This window comes from Parapedobacter sp., from assembly GCF_053550995.1.
Map to the genome: position 1 here is coordinate 1 of NZ_JBMQOC010000105.1, position 16,214 is coordinate 16,214.

Annotated in this window: 13 protein-coding genes and 1 pseudogene; 7 read left to right on the forward strand and 7 right to left on the reverse strand. The window is 51.6% G+C overall.

Annotation, left to right across the window (positions count from 1 at the left end; genetic code table 11):
- Positions 1-371 (forward strand): annotated as a pseudogene (locus ACO1NT_RS13775) (gfo/Idh/MocA family oxidoreductase); the annotation flags it as partial.
- On the forward strand, positions 364-1,590 hold the full coding sequence (locus ACO1NT_RS13780) for a Tm-1-like ATP-binding domain-containing protein (protein ID WP_449049254.1): 1,227 nt from the start codon (positions 364-366) through the stop codon (positions 1,588-1,590). The pseudogene ACO1NT_RS13775 and the gene ACO1NT_RS13780, both read left to right, overlap by 8 nt.
- A gap of 131 nt (positions 1,591-1,721) precedes the next feature.
- Here the strand turns inward: ACO1NT_RS13780 and ACO1NT_RS13785 are convergent, their stop codons facing one another.
- The gene (locus tag ACO1NT_RS13785; RefSeq protein ID WP_449049255.1) at positions 1,722-1,967 is read right to left on the reverse strand and encodes a hypothetical protein; all 246 of its coding nucleotides are present in this window, start codon (positions 1,965-1,967) and stop codon (positions 1,722-1,724) included.
- Positions 1,967-2,146, reverse strand: a complete 180-nt coding sequence (locus tag ACO1NT_RS13790) for a hypothetical protein (protein WP_449049256.1) — start codon at positions 2,144-2,146, stop codon at positions 1,967-1,969. Before ACO1NT_RS13790 ends, ACO1NT_RS13785 begins: the two co-directional genes overlap by 1 nt.
- Before the next feature lie 290 nt (positions 2,147-2,436).
- Between ACO1NT_RS13790 and ACO1NT_RS13795 the strand changes: the two genes are divergently transcribed.
- On the forward strand, positions 2,437-3,297 hold the full coding sequence (locus tag ACO1NT_RS13795) for a phosphoenolpyruvate hydrolase family protein (protein WP_449049258.1): 861 nt from the start codon (positions 2,437-2,439) through the stop codon (positions 3,295-3,297).
- A gap of 11 nt (positions 3,298-3,308) precedes the next feature.
- Here ACO1NT_RS13795 and ACO1NT_RS13800 read toward each other — a convergent pair whose 3' ends face one another.
- The 5 genes from ACO1NT_RS13800 to ACO1NT_RS13820 form a co-directional block, all read right to left on the reverse strand.
- Complete coding sequence (locus ACO1NT_RS13800) at positions 3,309-4,316, reverse strand: ATP-binding protein (protein WP_449049260.1); 1,008 nt, start codon at positions 4,314-4,316, stop codon at positions 3,309-3,311.
- A 20-nt stretch (positions 4,317-4,336) separates the two neighbouring features.
- Positions 4,337-4,678, reverse strand: coding sequence for a hypothetical protein (locus ACO1NT_RS13805; RefSeq protein WP_449049261.1), 342 nt, complete (start codon positions 4,676-4,678; stop codon positions 4,337-4,339).
- A 172-nt stretch (positions 4,679-4,850) separates the two neighbouring features.
- Positions 4,851-5,936, reverse strand: coding sequence for an SMP-30/gluconolactonase/LRE family protein (locus tag ACO1NT_RS13810; RefSeq protein ID WP_449049264.1), 1,086 nt, complete (start codon positions 5,934-5,936; stop codon positions 4,851-4,853).
- A gap of 46 nt (positions 5,937-5,982) precedes the next feature.
- Positions 5,983-8,688 (reverse strand): carboxypeptidase-like regulatory domain-containing protein, encoded by a 2,706-nt coding sequence (locus ACO1NT_RS13815; RefSeq protein WP_449049265.1) that lies wholly within the window; start codon positions 8,686-8,688, stop codon positions 5,983-5,985.
- Positions 8,681-9,547: a GLPGLI family protein gene (locus tag ACO1NT_RS13820; protein WP_449049266.1), complete on the reverse strand. Its 867-nt coding sequence runs from the start codon at positions 9,545-9,547 to the stop codon at positions 8,681-8,683. Before ACO1NT_RS13820 ends, ACO1NT_RS13815 begins: the two co-directional genes overlap by 8 nt.
- A gap of 279 nt (positions 9,548-9,826) precedes the next feature.
- On the opposite strand from ACO1NT_RS13820, the gene ACO1NT_RS13825 reads away from it, so the two are divergent.
- From ACO1NT_RS13825 to thrC, 4 genes are all read left to right on the forward strand, one after another.
- On the forward strand, positions 9,827-10,921 hold the full coding sequence (locus tag ACO1NT_RS13825; RefSeq protein WP_449049267.1) for a hypothetical protein: 1,095 nt from the start codon (positions 9,827-9,829) through the stop codon (positions 10,919-10,921).
- 571 nt (positions 10,922-11,492) lie between these two features.
- Positions 11,493-13,940 carry a bifunctional aspartate kinase/homoserine dehydrogenase I gene (gene thrA / locus ACO1NT_RS13830; protein ID WP_449049268.1) on the forward strand — a complete coding sequence of 816 codons (2,448 nt, stop codon included), beginning with the start codon at positions 11,493-11,495 and terminating at the stop codon, positions 13,938-13,940.
- 13 nt (positions 13,941-13,953) lie between these two features.
- On the forward strand, positions 13,954-14,895 hold the full coding sequence (locus ACO1NT_RS13835) for a homoserine kinase (protein WP_449049269.1): 942 nt from the start codon (positions 13,954-13,956) through the stop codon (positions 14,893-14,895).
- Positions 14,896-14,906: 11 nt separating this feature from the next.
- Positions 14,907-16,214 (forward strand): threonine synthase, encoded by a 1,308-nt coding sequence (thrC, locus tag ACO1NT_RS13840; RefSeq protein WP_449049270.1) that lies wholly within the window; start codon positions 14,907-14,909, stop codon positions 16,212-16,214.

The window sequence follows — 16,214 nt, forward strand, 5'->3', positions numbered from 1 at the left end:
GCCGGGGTATGGCCCACAACCAGGCGAAAGTGTATGGTGCTGCCGACGTGGTATCGGGCCAGGTCCGGTTCGAAAGTGGCGTGCTTTTCAGCGGGCAGTGGGCGTTTAACGTAGCGGAGAAGCGTGATGTTTGCGAGGTGCTCGGTTCCGAGGGGAAGGTATCTTTCTCGGTATTTGATTATCGACCTATCGAGCTGATAAACAGTGGGGGCACACAGCACTTCGATTTCGAACCGTTACCGCATGTGCAACAACCCATGATCGCAGCCGTGGTTTCATATATTCGTGGTATCGGCCCAAATCCATGCAGTGTGCAGGAGGGGTACGACGTGATACAGGTTTTGGATCATTTTACGGGAAACGATGATTAGCGATCAAAAATCCATTGTGTTGTTGGGTTGTTTGGACACCAAGGGCCCCGATTTTTCATTCCTCCGTGCTTGCGTGCTGGGCCATGGCGAATCTGTGATCACCATCAATACAGGAACGTATGGCAGTACAGGTGATTTCCCGGTCGATTTCGATGCCGATGAGGTGGCGGCAGCCGCCGGCCATACGATCACGGAACTACAAGCGCGTGCCGATCGCGGCTATGCGGTAGACGTGATGGGGTTAGGCGGTGCTAGCATTTTGAAAAGGCTCTATGAGGCGGGTAAGTTGAAAGCGGTGATGGGCATGGGCGGGGGCGGAGGCACCTACATCGCCCTGGCCGCCATGCAGGCTGTCCCGCTAGGCGTTCCCAAACTTTGCCTCAGTACGGTGGCGTCGAAAGACCTGTCGCGTCAAGTGGGCAGCAAAGATATTACGTTGATGCCATCGGTGGTGGATATAGCCGGACTGAATAGCATCAGCAGAATGCTGATGAAGCAGGCAGCGGCAGCGCTATGTGGCATGGCCAATGTGCCTGGCGACAGGAATGCCGCCAATACCAACGGACGGATTGCAATCTCGATGTTTGGTAACACCACGGCTTGTGTAACGGCCTGCACGGAATTGCTGCAAACGCGCGGTTATGAAGTGTTCGTGTTCCATGCCAATGGCGTGGGCGGACAAACCATGGAGTCGCTTATCGGCGAGGGGTGTTTCGAGGGCGTATTGGACCTCACGACCACTGAGTTGGCCGATGAGCTTTGTGGTGGTATCTGCAGTGCCGGCCCGGCCCGCTTGGAGGCCGCAGCCCGTAACGGTGTGCCGCAAGTGGTAGCGCCGGGATGTTTGGATATGGTCAATTTTGCCCATCGGGATACCGTACCGGTAAGGTACCGCCAACGCCAATTGTACAATTGGGCGCCCGATGTGACACTGATGCGTACCGATGCGGACGAAAATCGCGAATTGGCGATAAGGCTTACGACCAAGCTAAGCCAAGCTAACGGACCCGTCACTATCCTCTTACCTACCCAAGGGCTTTCGCAGATTGACGCCGAGGGAGGTGTTTTTGATGCGCCACAAATAAATCGGATATTGTTTAATGCGATCCGCGAAACAGCAAACAAGGACATTGTCGTAAAGGAGCTGAAAGCTCACATCAATGACATGAGCTTTGCCCGGCAAGCGGTAGAAACGCTGCTGCGACTCATGGGGCGTTAACGGGCATCGCCGTAAGGTGCCGCGTTTGCATTGATATAGAAAACGAAGGTTTTGTCTAGTCATTGCTCGCTGCGCGAGATGCTTTTGCCTTTGCCCGCAAGGCTTTCCGGCCTCTATGCCGGCCGGGCATGTTACTTGGACGCACCCAAGTAACCAAGGTGCTCCGGCTGTGCCGCAGTTGTCGTTCCGGCTGCGCGCCGGTGCGAAGTCGCGAACCCTAGGCCGCCTGCGCTGTTGGCCGGCCCTAAGGCTGGGTTCCGCTCGTTTGTACTTACCCCCACGTTGCTGCACCGCCCCATCACGGCCTGCACATCCAACTGCGCCAAGGCCGGTCCTACCTCCGAACGGACGTTGCTATTTATAACCAACGGGACCATCACGGACGCCCATCGTCATTCTGCAACCGTAATACCCCATGGCGAAACCACGATAGGGCGCAGCCATCCGACGCTATGACATCGAACCCCACCGGCCTAGCCTGCGGAGGCAGCAACCGGCCGCCAGGCATGATACGGCAACGGGTTGCAACCGAGCAGGCAAGCTTTGATTTATTCACCGCGCATGTTTGTTTCAGCGGTGTTCATGAGCTCCCTTCGGTCGGTTTTGGTTACCTTTTTTATTAAGAAAAAAGTAACTCGCCCCCGCGGCATGGAGCGGAAAGCGGATAGTCGCCCCCGCGACGAAAGGACACAAAGAAACCATCGCGCTCCACGACGGCCATTCGCACGGAAGTGCATAGACAAAACCTTCGTTTTCTAAATACGGCTTCCATAGCCTAACCAAAGCAATTTGTGTATGTTGTGAAACTTGCCGACCTTCGTGCCACGGACTAGAAACGAAAAAACAATGCCAAATCCATGGACCGGGGTGGGTAACCCCTATACAAAACAGGAAGTACGGGAACGCTTGCAACAGACGTTGACCGATGGGAAAGCCATCATTGCCGCTGGTGCGGGTACAGGTATCAGCGCCAAGTTTATTGAACGCGGCGGTGCGGACCTCATCATCATCTACAATTCGGGGCGTTTCCGCATGGCGGGACACGGCTCAACAGCTGGAATGATGGCTTATGGCGATGCAAATGCGGAAGCGCTGGAAATCGGCGAGTTTGAGGTGCTGCCCGTGGTGAATGAGGTGCCCGTGATCTGTGGTGTACATGGGTCTGATCCGAGACGCCGTATGTGGCACCATCTGCTGAAAGTAAAAGACATGGGATTTTCAGGCGTCAATAATTTCCCAACCCATTCCATCGTAGATGGGCATTTCCGAAACGTGCTGGAAGAAACGGGGATGGGTTTTGCCAAAGAGGTAGAGATGATCAGGCTAGCCACGAAAATGGACCTGTTTTCAATTGTATACGTGGCCACGGCTGAGGAAGCCAAGCAGATGGCGGACGCGGGTGCCGATGCCATCATTTCCCATGTGGGCACTACCATCGGCGGTTCCATCGGTGTGGTGAATGCATCGCGGAGCATGGACTTCGCGGTGGAACGTACACAAGAAATCATTGAAGCAGGCCGATCCGCCAATCCCGATGTTTTCTTCCTTGCCCACGGTGGCCCGATCAATACGCCGGAGGATGTCCGTTGGGTACTTGATCATACCGATGTCCAAGGCTTTGTGGGGGCTTCTTCGTTGGAACGGATGGGTGTTGAAGAGTCGCTCACGGAATTGACGCGCTCCTTCAAAGCGTTGACGTTGAAATAGCGCATCATCGGTTAGGCCGGCAGCGACACGATAAAACTGGTGCCCGTTTCTCCATCGCTTTCCATCTCGATGGTACCACCATGTGATTCGACAATGGTTTTGGTAAGGTACAACCCAAGGCCTGTCGTTGGCTCGCCTGCCGTGCCGGGTCGCCGGGCTTTCGTGAATTTGTCGAATATCCGTTCCCGCATGTGCTTTGGGATGCCGATGCCGTTGTCTCGTACAACCAGAAACACCCGGTCGCCGGGTGCTGCGCGGGTAGATAATGTGATGGTGCCGCCAGGGTGTGAGAATTTGATGCTGTTTGAAAGCATGTTGTTGATGGCCCTTTTCAGCTTGTGGCGGTCTACCTTGACATGGAGGTTGCTGTATAATTGTTTGGATAAGGTCAACTGTTTGCTATCCAACTGTTCGCTCAACGAAGTGGTGCATTCTTCAACCAACTGGTCGATATTTTCAGTGGTTAACACAAGCTTTTCTGTAGGGGACCGCTCGGTGTTGAGGATGTCTTGTATGAGTACCTGCGCATAGTCGCAGCTTTCAGCCAGCTTGGCAATCAGTTCTTGGTGTTTGTGCAATGCCGGATCGGCCTTGAGGATGGTTCCCAGCATGGTAATGGATGCAATGGGGCTACGAAGGTCGTGCGCGGCAGCCAGCAGCGCGGCCCGTTGTTTTTCATGGTCGATATGCAGGTGAGTAAGCAGGTCTATTTGCTTGATGATACCATAGAAACTCCCCTTGCAAGTAACCGGCAGGGCCGTGGCACCGGTGGCTTTCATGCGGGTCAATACCGAACTGACCGACTCGTTGGAGGTCACCGATGGCCATTGACCCAGGCAGTCGACCACTACCTGGTGCCGTTTCATGGCTAGGTCTGATGCCGTGAGGATACCGATGGGCCGCTCGTTTTCAATCACGACCAACACATCCGCTGTGCGCAACAGGTCAGTAGCGTAAACGGTCCCGGCATAGGCGTCGATGATGGTGTATTGTTTGGTTATTAGCGATTGTATAGTCATTGCCCCGTTCCTGTTTCGTGTCAACTATTTAGGTTACTCAACGATATCCGCACATGCATGTCAACCTGGATCAGTTCGCCCTCACCGACATGTTCAAAAACATGCTGCTGCAAGATATTGATAATTCGTTCCACAGGGATTTTAGTGAGGATTCGCCGATTGATGAAAACCGCTTCGATACCTTCGTGCCCCACCTCGGAATTGACAGGTTGAAAGGTTCCCGGTGCCAAAAGCTCCAGCGACTTACCCAAGCCGCGCTTGCCTTGGGTTGCATTTTTTGCTAAGATCAATACGTCGTGCTTTAGGGGCAACTGGAGTGTTTCGAAACTGATATCGATGCCATATGTTTTGCCGGTATGCATGTTAGTTTGCCCATTGGTGGGGCGCCATGTATTGCAAATGCCAACCCCGCTTTGCTAAGTGATGGCAAAGGTAAAAATGCCGGCTTTTTTTACAAGGATAAACCGCTTGATAATCAGATATTGTAGTGGATTGCCGACACGTGCACAACCTGAAGGAATACGGTGGAAGGGTTTACCGGTTGGTCTTTATTCGCAATACCTGCTGGTGGTTGGTAATATAGATTGTTTTTTCGTCGGCCGATAACGCAACATTGGATGCGGCTTTGTCTAGCTCGATTTTCCCGAGCACACGGCCTTCGCGATTGAATATCCACACGCCACCCGGCCCGCTAGCCAAGACGGTGCCGTTTTTGGTGATTTTCAGTCCGTCGGGTAGTCCGGGAAGGCCTGCGCGTTCGTTGGTAGCGCTGTAAAATAGGGTAGGCGTATTCGGCGTTTCCCGGACATCGAGCGTATACCAGTTGGCCGCATTCGGGTCCGAACTAGCAACCAGTAAGGTGTGTCCATCGGGAAAGAAAGCGATACCATTGGGCCTGGTGATATTGTCGGCCAATAAAATGACTTCGCCTTCCGGCGTGACTTTATACACACCGTTGAAGGGGATTTCCTTGGCGGGGTCGCCATCGTTTTGTGCGGGTAGGCCATAAGGGGGGTCAGTGAAAAATAATTCGCCGGAGGCGGGGTACACCGCGTCGTTGGGACTGCTGAAATGCATGCCGTTATACTGGCTTGCCAAGGCGGAAAAGATGGCTTCCGGCTTATCTAGTGGTGCCTCCATCCGGGCTATTTGCCGGTTGCCGTGTTGGCAAAGCACCAAATTTCCCCTGTCATCCAGCAACAGCCCATTGCTGCCAGGTTCTTTGCTTTGGGTAGGCCCAGAGCCGGAATAGCCGCTCGGCTGGAGATAAACCTCCGTTCCATTTTTTTCGGTCCACTTGTATACGGTGTTGGTTGGTACATCCGAAAACAACAGCATCTGCTCGCTTTCCACCCACAGCGGCCCTTCGCTCCACACAAACCCTTCGGCAATGACCTCAATCGGGGCATTGGTGTCTAAGATGGCATCCAGCGCGGCGTCGAGGCGTTCAATACGGCCGGTGGTATGATAGGTAGGCTGTTGAGATTGTTGTTGGTTTTGGCACGCTATGGTCATGCAGAGTATAAGTGGGATAGCCAAAAAACGGAGGTGTTTCGCGAGTTTTGGGCACTGACGCTCGGCATGGCCGTGGGTTGTGGCAATGTTTGGTGTAGCAAGCATGGATTCCGTTCCTATCTGTTGTTCAGCTAAGGTATTAAATTTTGGGTTATAAATTGAACGTTGCCTTCAATACGGCCATCCGCCCGCGGAGAGTATATTGGGTTGCCGCAAAGTGGTTGGCCGACAAGGCGTAAGTTTCATAAACTGTCACATGGGTAAGGTTGGTAAGGTTGATGGCCAAGTCGGCGTGCCACTTGGGAAGCGTGTAACGGATGTCGGCATCGGTAAAGAAGTAAACAATTGGTGCTTGTCCCTGTTGGCTGCTAAATTGATGCCGACCGGTAAGTCGCAGGAATGTGTTGTTGAACGGTGAATAGGTAATACTTACCGACTGATCAAACCGCTCGATTTGGCGACGACTGGCTAACTGTTTCTTCGGCCCTTGCCCGATGGGCAGACTGGTGGTCCACGTGCCCGAACCATTGTAAGTGATGCTGGCGCGCTCCCAAAGCCGGGCTTCCAATCCGGGTTCGAGCGTAATCGATTGATTGTGGAAAGGTAGCGGCGCACCGTTGAGGAGTTGGTTGAAACGGCTTATGCGCCATGATGCTTTCAGGCTGGCGGTGGCCCCTAGCGCAAAAATGAATTTGCTGATACCTCCTTGGGCACTGAGACTGCTTACGTCGTTATCGAAGGGAAGGAGTATCGTGCGGGCGATGTGATCGGTAAGCGCGCTGGCGGCAATGGTGTTGGCCATGGAACGGGTATAGGAGATGCCGGCGTTGGCGAACAATAGATGGATAGCCCGTTGATAATGGTATTGGAGATTGAGCGTATGGTTATCATGCTCCTGCAATGGGGCATCGTTGGCATGGATGTTTCGGTAGTTGGCCAATACGGCGCCGCGGAAGACGCCATTGATATTGCCGAGGTGGTTACCGTAACGGTAGGTAAATGATAGGTAGTCTTCGGTGGTGGTCATCAGCTTCGCCCGCAGCGAAGGGTTGAAGAGCAGGAGCCGGACATTCGTGTCGAGCGCGAACGTATCGTCGCGATAAGCGGTACGCTGGATAGCCAATGGCAATAGCAAGGACACTTCGATGCGTCGTCGCTTGTATTCATAGGTGCCATCAACAAAAAACCGGTGGCGCTGCCAGTGCAGGTCGTTGTCGTCGCTATCGCGGTAAGGGGTCTCCGAACCATCGACCTGCATGAGCCTTAGGGCCGAGTGGAGTTGTTGCCATTCGTGGACGGTGCCCATCCGGTAGCGTTGCTTGATAAAGCCCCTTGTGATGCCGTAGTCGACGGATAGCCGGCTGAACCACGTCGGGGTTTCTGCAAATTGGCGGATGCCGGCGAAAGGCCTTCCATTATTGAGTACATCCGCGCTGATACCGGGGTTTAATGAGAGGGTTTGTGGCTGGTTATAATGATTGATGTACCAATTGGCGTTGATGACGTCGCCGTTTTTCAGTGCCGGGGTGTATCGGAGCGTATTGGAAAAATCACGGATACGATGGTGTAGTTGTTGGTCGATTGCTTGGTCGTTGCCCATCAGTTCGGAGGAACCCGGTTGGCCGGAGTAGGCGAAGGTGAGCACATTGTTGAAATAACGACTGGCTTCGTTGACCATGGTGGTAAAGCTTGCTTCCGTAAGAAAGGGAGTCTCGCCAAGGGATTGGCGCTCGGTATACCTTATGGTGTCGTTACCGAGGTAAAACTCGCTGAAGCTTCCGTAGGTCATCGTATGGTGGTCTAGCAATCCATGGACATTGGATTTGAGTTGGAGACCGTTCTTCAGGTTAACGAGGTTGTTGGTGTTGAGCGAACCCGATTGGTTGAGGTAATAACGCTGGCGGGGCAGTGGGGGATTATCTGCTGTGCCTGCCGAAAGCAGCGCGTCCGGGCGTGAGTTGTCTGCGTTGGCAAGCCGATCGGTTAGGCCGAATGCCGTGAAATCGGCCGACAGATCGTCTCCGACATTGTTTCCTTTCAGTACGTTGAGCATTTTGTACTTCTTATTGAAAAGGATGGCATTGAGTTCACCATCATATTGATGGGGTAGCCCTATACCCATTTTGGCCTGTCCGCTGAGATCCAATTTAGCCTCGTCTTTGATAACGAGGTTGAGTGCCACCCGGTCGGTAAGGGTTTTGTTTTTAAGTACTTTGAGCGGTTGGTGGTTTTGGAGCACTTCCAGGTTCTTTACCATGGCATGGGGAATGGTTTTGGTACCGATGCCGTATTTATCGTCGAGTAGGTCGTCGCCGTCGATATAGAAGTTTGAAATGTTTTGTCCATTGAATTTGATCTGCCCACTTTCACTTACTTCCATGCCCGGCATGCGGCGGAGTACATCGCCGATGCTACGGTCTTCGGGTTTGGCAAAGGAGCCCACGTCATAGGCTAGCGTATCGCCGCGAACATCGATTCGGGGTCGGCTTTTGATGGACACTTCGGAGAGGTCGATTGCCTTTTCGTCGAGGACGAGGTCGTAACGCTCCTTGCCCGGGGTAACGGGAAAGTCTACCGGGGCATAGCCGAGGTGGTTGATTGCCAGACGGAGGCTGTCCGGTCGGTTAGCAGGGAGCGTAAGGTGGAAGCGGCCAGCCGCGTCACTAACGTTGAACGCTATTACACGCCCCTGAGGATAACGTAGGATGACACTGGCATGGGCTATGGGTCTGCCGTGGGTGGTTTTAAGTGAGCCGCTGATACCCTGCTGGGCAGCAGCGTTTCCAGTTGCCAGCACACCCGCTGCCATTCCAATGGCCAGCCAACGGACGGTTGCAATTTTCCACCTGTTAATCACGTGCCAGCTCCAAAGGGTTGTTTGTTACAGAGGAAGTCTGCGTGCCGTCCTTTTTTACGTTGATGCTTTTGATACGCGACATATCCATGCCAGCCATGGATGGGCTGCCCCCAGCTGATTGGCCACCCGCCCGCGACCGGGCATTCATAGCGGCCTGTGGGTTTTTTTCGTAAGCCCTGCGCAGCTTGTCGAATGCCCTTTCTGTCGTTGGAATGGCATTATGGGGTAATGCCACCGTGACATTACCCGCTGCCAGCGTTTCGAAACCGGCGTATTGGAATACGACGTGATTGCGGCTATCGGCCGCTTCCAGCACCAGTCCGGGCAGACCGAGCAGTTTCCATGGCGCGGCTTGGAACGGCACCTCCGTGGTAAACCACACCGTGTAATGCCGGCCTTTGAAGCTGCCCGTAGCTTTTTGCACGGTATAACCGCCAATGGTTTTGGTGTCACTGGTCAGGTGCCAGTCAATGGTGGGGTATGCCTCGTCGATTGCATAACGTGTGCCGGCAAGGTTGTTCAACTGTTTGAAAACGTGTTCGGCTGGCTTTGCATAATAGGATTCGCGCGTGGTGCGCCCATTGCCGGTAATGGTGAGGTTGCCATCGAACGAAGGGTCATCCAGTTGCTTTTTGATTTGCTGGTTTATCCGTTCGGTGGCATAGGTGCCGTACAAGGTGGCCTTTTGCCCAATATAAAGCACCATTTCTTCCTGATGCGGTTTTTCGGGCTGTAGGGTGTCATTGATATGTGTGAATTCATAAATGACGCGGGCCAATGCTACTTCGTCCTGCTGGGCGGTCGCCGGAACGGCAAACAAGGTGGCTGCCCATAATAGATAAGAATACCGTTTCTTCATAAAATTCGAATTTTTAATAGTTCTACGAACATATAGTAATATTACGAAACGAACGAATTTTTTTAAGAAGTACTTCGAAACTTAATATGGACGCGGATTATTAGACTACCTGATCAAAGACACTGAAAAAATGATTGTCCCTTTCTCAACTATGGTTTGGATTTGAACAGATTAATTTTTACCTTTAGCAAAGCCAATTGGAGTCGGGTCTTAAGTAGCAGTTAATTTTTTATTTAATAGCAAAAGATTACCCATAAACCATCATATAACCTCCAAATTATGAAAAGAAAGCGTATTTTCATTGTGCTGGTATCGGTTGTTTCGCTAGTATTTTTAAGATGCTCAAGAGAGGATATGAGCGATAACTATAATCAGAAAGATTTCTCTATAATCGAATCGTATCCCATATCAGTAAACGATATTAGAAAGCTGGAGCTGGATGAAGATGAGTTGGGATTTGAAGTAGAATCAAATTCTGTAGAGCTCATTTATCATTCTCTTTATAACAATGGTCAAATCAGCACCAAATTGCGATTTGAAAGTCCGGGTCTTAAACCTGTTCGAATTGATTATGTTTTCGACTTGAATGAAAAGCACTGGAAACTCGTACAAGCAGAGAAAGTGATTCACGAAGCCGGTGATCTTACTCGAACCGGCTATCCCGTTTCAACTTTGTCTCAGGTCGTTGATTTATTGACGTTTGTATTTAAAAAGTTGCCGGCGACACAGGTTGGCAGCACTTCCTCGCTTTTAATATCTTCTATTAGTTATCACAAATCGATTATCAACACCACCATAAGATCAATTATGGAAGGCACTGATTGTGACTGTACGGTTCATCCTTTTTTTCTCACGGATAAGACTTATTTTAATTGTCAAGAAGAGCATTTTTATGATGCAGCAAGGCTTGCTGAATCTTTGGAAAAATACCTACGAAAAAACAATACCGACAAATTCGCATTAAAGTTAAAGCAGTATTTGTTGAACAACAGAAAAGAGCGTATTAGATTTGATGAATATTATGGTCTTTACGTCGACAAGGCCACTTTCAAGAATGCTATGGAAAGTCAAAAGAATAACCAATCTAAAAAGATTGTTGTCGATGGTGCCGCGAAATCGCTTCAAGCCAATGTGTTTTCGATATCTACCCTTTTTAAATTGTTCCAAAATGACGGTTTGCCAATAGATGTCGTTGCAGCTGCGGAGCCGGACTGTGGCGATAACTGTTTGTTGGGATGTGGGTCAGATCACGGATGCTGTGGAAACTATGAGGGCTGTTGTTATTATGTCCATGGTATCTGCACGATTCATGACGATCTTTGCACTAACTGTGAGCCTAGGTGGTTCTGTTTTGACGGTTGCGTACCTGATTAGCAAATTTTACACTAAATGTTTGTAATACAACCGCGAGATGTCAATCGATAAAACCACCATACTATTTTTTGGAAGTATATTGACTTTTGCCTATTTTTCTACGCTGATTATAGATTCCTATCACTTATTGGGTATCCCCAATTCATTCCAAATTTTCGGTGAACTGCTGACGATTCCTCTGCTTCTATTCACTATATTTTCTCTTTTTGTTAGCGGGTACAAGATTTTTAAAGTGAGGCTTGATTTAAAGGGAGGTATCACGTTTGGTCTCTCATTGTTAACTGTAGTTATGTTAACGATAGCCACGATAATGCAATCGTAGTCCGATATATCTAGGCCCCAAGGCAAAAAAAAGATAATTCTCTTGCAAATTTCGAAATAAAGGGTTTTCTTTGTCGCGAAATATCAATTACAGTGAGAAGAAATACGACCATTACAACAACGATTACCACCGGGTATAATACACGGAGGAAGTAAGTTTATGTTGTAGTCGTAACGATAAAAACCATAAAGCGCCTTCCTCGAGTAGAGGAAGGCGCTTTTAGTTTCAACTGGTAGGTACAGTAATAACATGAAGATACTCAAATTTGGCGGTACATCCGTGGGAACCGTGGAAAGCATCGGTGCGGTACTCGAAATAATAAAGAAATCGCACGAGGCCGGCGAGCGGCCGGTCGTCGTGCTTTCGGCGATGGCCGGAATGACCAACCTGCTTACCCGGCTTGCAACGGAGGCGTCGGAAGGGAAAGATTTTGTCGACGGACTGAAGGAAATGGAACTGCGCCATTTCTCGGTGGTAAAACGGTTGATTACCGTAAAACGGCAAAATCCGGTGTTTACCAGGTTGAAGATTTACCTGAATGAATTGGAAGACCTGTTGCAGGGGGTATATAACCTTCGTGAGCTGAGCTTGCAGAGCAAGGACCTGATTGTAAGCTACGGCGAGCGCTGTTCGGTATTGTTGGTGAGTAAAATTGCCGAGCAATATTTCCCAGCGGTGGGTTTCGTAGACACGACGGAGCTTATCCAAACCGACAGCCATTTCGGCAGCGCGCATGTGAACCAGCCCTTTTCCGAGCAAGCCATCCGGGCGTATGTGGCCGAGAGGGAGTCGGAGCTGTTGTTCTTTACGGGGTTTATCGCGGCCAATGAACGAGGACGGGTAACCACATTAGGGCGGGGTGGGAGCGACTATACCGCGGCTATTATCGGCTCGGCCCTGGGGGCCGACGCCATCGAAATCTGGACCGATGTAGATGGGATGCTGACTGCCGACCCCCGCATGGTTAAGAAGGCGTTTTCATTACCTGTACTTTCATATACGGAAGCCATGGAACTTTCTTATTTTGGGGCAAAGGTCATCTATCCGCCAACGATGATCCCTGCGTTTCTCAAGAAAATCCCCATTGTGATCCGCAATACGTTTAATCCGGAGTTTGCCGGTACCGTAATTCAGTACGACAGTGGCCGGACTTCGTTACCCATTAAAGGTATCTCGTCCATTCCAGCAATCAGCATCATCAATGTGATGGGTGGAGGCATGGTGGGCCGTACAGGTTTCAGCGGTCGGTTGTTTACGCTATTGGCACGCGAGCAGATTAATGTGGTATTGATTACCCAGTCATCCTCCGAACATAGCATTACGTTTGCCGTGCACCCCGCAGATGCACAGCGGGCGAAGGCACTCATCGAAGCTGAGTTTGAATTGGAATTGCAAGCAAATAAGCTTTCGGAGCCCGAAATCGAAGAAAACCTTTCCGTACTTGCCATTGTGGGCGAAAACATGAAACAGACACCGGGTATGTCGGGTAAGTTATTCCATGCCCTGGGCCGCAACGGTATCAATGTGCGGGCAATAGCGCAAGGCTCATCCGAATACAACATTTCGGTAATCATTAACCATGATGATCTGGCAAAGGCATTGAATGCCGTGCATGATGCTTTCTTTGCCAAATTGAATAAGACATTGCACGTATTTAATGTAGGTACCGGCAACATCGGGTCGACGCTCTTTCGCCAGATACGCAAGCAGCACAGCTTCTTGCTCGATAACAACGATATTGAAATTAAAGTGGTAGGCATCAGCAACTCCCGCAAGATGCTCTTCCATGAAGATGGAATCGCGCTGGATGACTGGAAAGAACAGCTGCAGGAATCGGGCGAACAGGCTGATCTGGAAGTGTTTGTGTCGCGCATGAAGCAGATGAATTTGCCCAACTGCGTGTTTATAGACAATACGGCAAGCGAGTTGCCCATACAACACTATGAGGGATTGTTTCAGTCGAACATCTCTGTGGTGACTTGCAATAAAATAGCCAATTCGGGCCGTTTCGACCAGTACCGGTTATTGCGCGATACGGCTCGCAGACACGGCGTGGATTTCTTTTATGAAACCAACGTGGGTGCAGGGTTACCGATTGTTCGGGTACTCCGCGACTTGATGATGAGCGGCGATCGGATCGTTCGTATCGAGGCGATCCTGTCGGGTACGATTTCCTATATCTTCAACAACTTCACGGGCGACGCCTCGTTTTACGATGTGGTGAAAACCGCCCAGGAGCTCGGTTATACCGAACCCGATCCGCGCGACGACCTGAAAGGGACCGATTTCATGCGTAAGATGCTCATACTGGCCCGCGATGCGGGGTACCCTCTCGAGCCCGAGGCTGTGCAACTGGGTGCTATCTTGCCCGATGCCTGTATCAGTGCGGCCTCGGTGGCCGATTTTTACCGCGAACTGAAGGCCGCCGATGCCCACTTCGATGCGTTGAAGCAAAAAGCCCAGGCGGAAAACAAGGTAATCCGTTATATTGGCAAGCTGGAGGATGGCAAGGTAGACATCGCGTTGGAAATGGTGGATGGCAGCCATCCGTTCTTCGCCCTCTCGGGCAGCGATAACATCATTTCGTTTACCACGGAACGGTACAAGGAGCGACCGTTGGTGGTTAAAGGCCCAGGAGCGGGCGCCGAAGTGACGGCAGCGGGGGTATTTGCTGATTTGGTCAATGTGGGTGCATAATTAAATGGAGTCAATGGAAAAGGAACAAGTGCATGTGTTTGCGCCTGCTACGGTGGCTAACATGGTTTGTGGGTTTGACGTGCTGGGGTTTGCCCTAGACGAGCCGGGCGACGAGGTGTGCATTCGAAAGGTTGATGAACCGGGTGTCCATTTGGTAAACGTGACCGGCGACGATGGTCGGTTGCCCCGAGAAGCAACAAAGAATACGGTGAGCGCCAGTGTACTGACCTACCTGCAACATATCGGGCGGGCCGACCTCGGCGTAGCCATCGAATTACATAAACAGATGCCTATCGGCAGTGGCCTGGGATCGAGCGCGGCAAGCACGGTGGCGGGGCTCTTTGCCATCAACACCTTGCTCGGCAACCCATTGTCGCGCGAGGAACTGCTGCCGTTTGCGGTGCAGGGCGAGGAGCTGGCTTGCGGCCATGGCCATGCCGACAACGTGGCCCCGGCCTTGATGGGGGGGATTACCTTGATACGGGGTTATGACCCGCTGGATGTGGTGAAACTGCCGGTGCCGCCGTCGCTGTTTGCATCGGTGGTATTTCCGCATGTGGATGTGCCTACGCGCGATGCGCGGCAGATGATTCGCACGAAGGTCGCCCTCAAAGATGCCGTAACCCAGTGGGGCAACATCGCCGGACTGATGGCCGGGCTTTTTAGCAACGACTACGAACTCATCGGGCGGAGCATGCACGATGTGCTTATCGAGCCCACCCGTGCCATTCTTATCCCCGAGTTTTACGAGATGCGCCGCTTGGCCATGGAATCGGGGGCATTGGGCTTCGGTATTTCCGGCTCGGGACCCTCGGTCTTCGCTTTCGCCCAAAGCAAAGATGTGGCCGCCCGTATTACCGCCACCGTGCAGGAGCTTCTGAAGCAGCAGGGCATCGACAGCAACGGCTACGTTTCGGACATCAACGCCACGGGGCCAAAAGTGATAGGTGACTAAATTGGATCATCATGCGACTATACAGTACAAACAATAGAGATTTACGCGTGCCGTTCAAGGAAGCGGTATTTAATAGCCTGCCGGCAGATAAAGGCCTCTACATGCCAGAGAGCATTCCGATGTTGGATGCCCATTTCATCCAGCATATCGCGCAGTTTACTTTCCAGGATATAGCATTTAAGGTTGCTTCTGCACTGATCGGCGATGCGATCCTTACAGCTGATTTACGCCGTATCATCGACGACGCCATTGATTTCGAGGCACCGGTGCGTCCGCTGGATAGTGGTATGGCTGTACTGGAACTGTTCCACGGACCCTCGCTGGCTTTCAAGGATTTCGGCGCCCGCTTTATGAGCCGTGTGATGGCAACACTTTCGGAAGCGGATGAGCGGGTACTCGACGTATTGGTGGCAACCTCCGGTGACACTGGGGGGGCGGTAGCCCTGGGTTTCCTGGGCGTGCCCGGCACCCGGGTGACCATCCTGTATCCCCGCGGAAAGGTGAGCCCCGTACAAGAATTGCAGTTGACAACCAACGGCCGGAATATCCGTGCAGTAGAAGTGGACGGTACCTTTGACGACTGCCAAGCGTTGGTTAAGGAAGCATTCAACGATGCGGAATTGAAAGCCGCATTACGGCTTACCTCGGCCAACTCAATCAATATCGCCCGACTTATCCCGCAGACCTTCTACTACTTTTATGCCTATGCCCAATTGCGGGCGCAAGGCTTGCAGGAAGTGGTTTTCTCGGTGCCTAGTGGCAACTTCGGCAATATTGGAGCGGGTCTGTTGGCCTACAAGATGGGGTTGCCCGTGAAACACTTTGTTGCGGCAACGAATGTGAACGATACCGTGCCGCGCTTTTTGCAGGATGGTCGTTATGAACCACGCCCTTCAGTGCAGACCTTGGCCAACGCCATGGACGTGGGAAACCCGAGCAATTGGGTACGTATCATGGATATGTTCGGTAATGACCGGGATGCATTGAAGCGGTTGGTGTCGTCATATACGGTTACCGACGTGGAAACGCGCGACGCTATACAGGTGCTATACGACCGGTATAATTATATTGCTTGCCCCCATACGGCTATTGCTTGGTTGGCTGCCGAACGGTACCGAAAGGAATACCCCGGTACCTATGCATCGGTTTTCCTGTCGACTGCCCATCCGTGCAAATTCCCCGAGGTATTTACCCCGGAACTTGCAACGAAGATAATACCCCCTGTGCAGGTACATCAATTAGGGGGCCGGAAAAAGCAGGCCATGGCGATGAACGTGGATTTTAGCACATTCAAACGCTACTTGCTGGATACGCGGTAA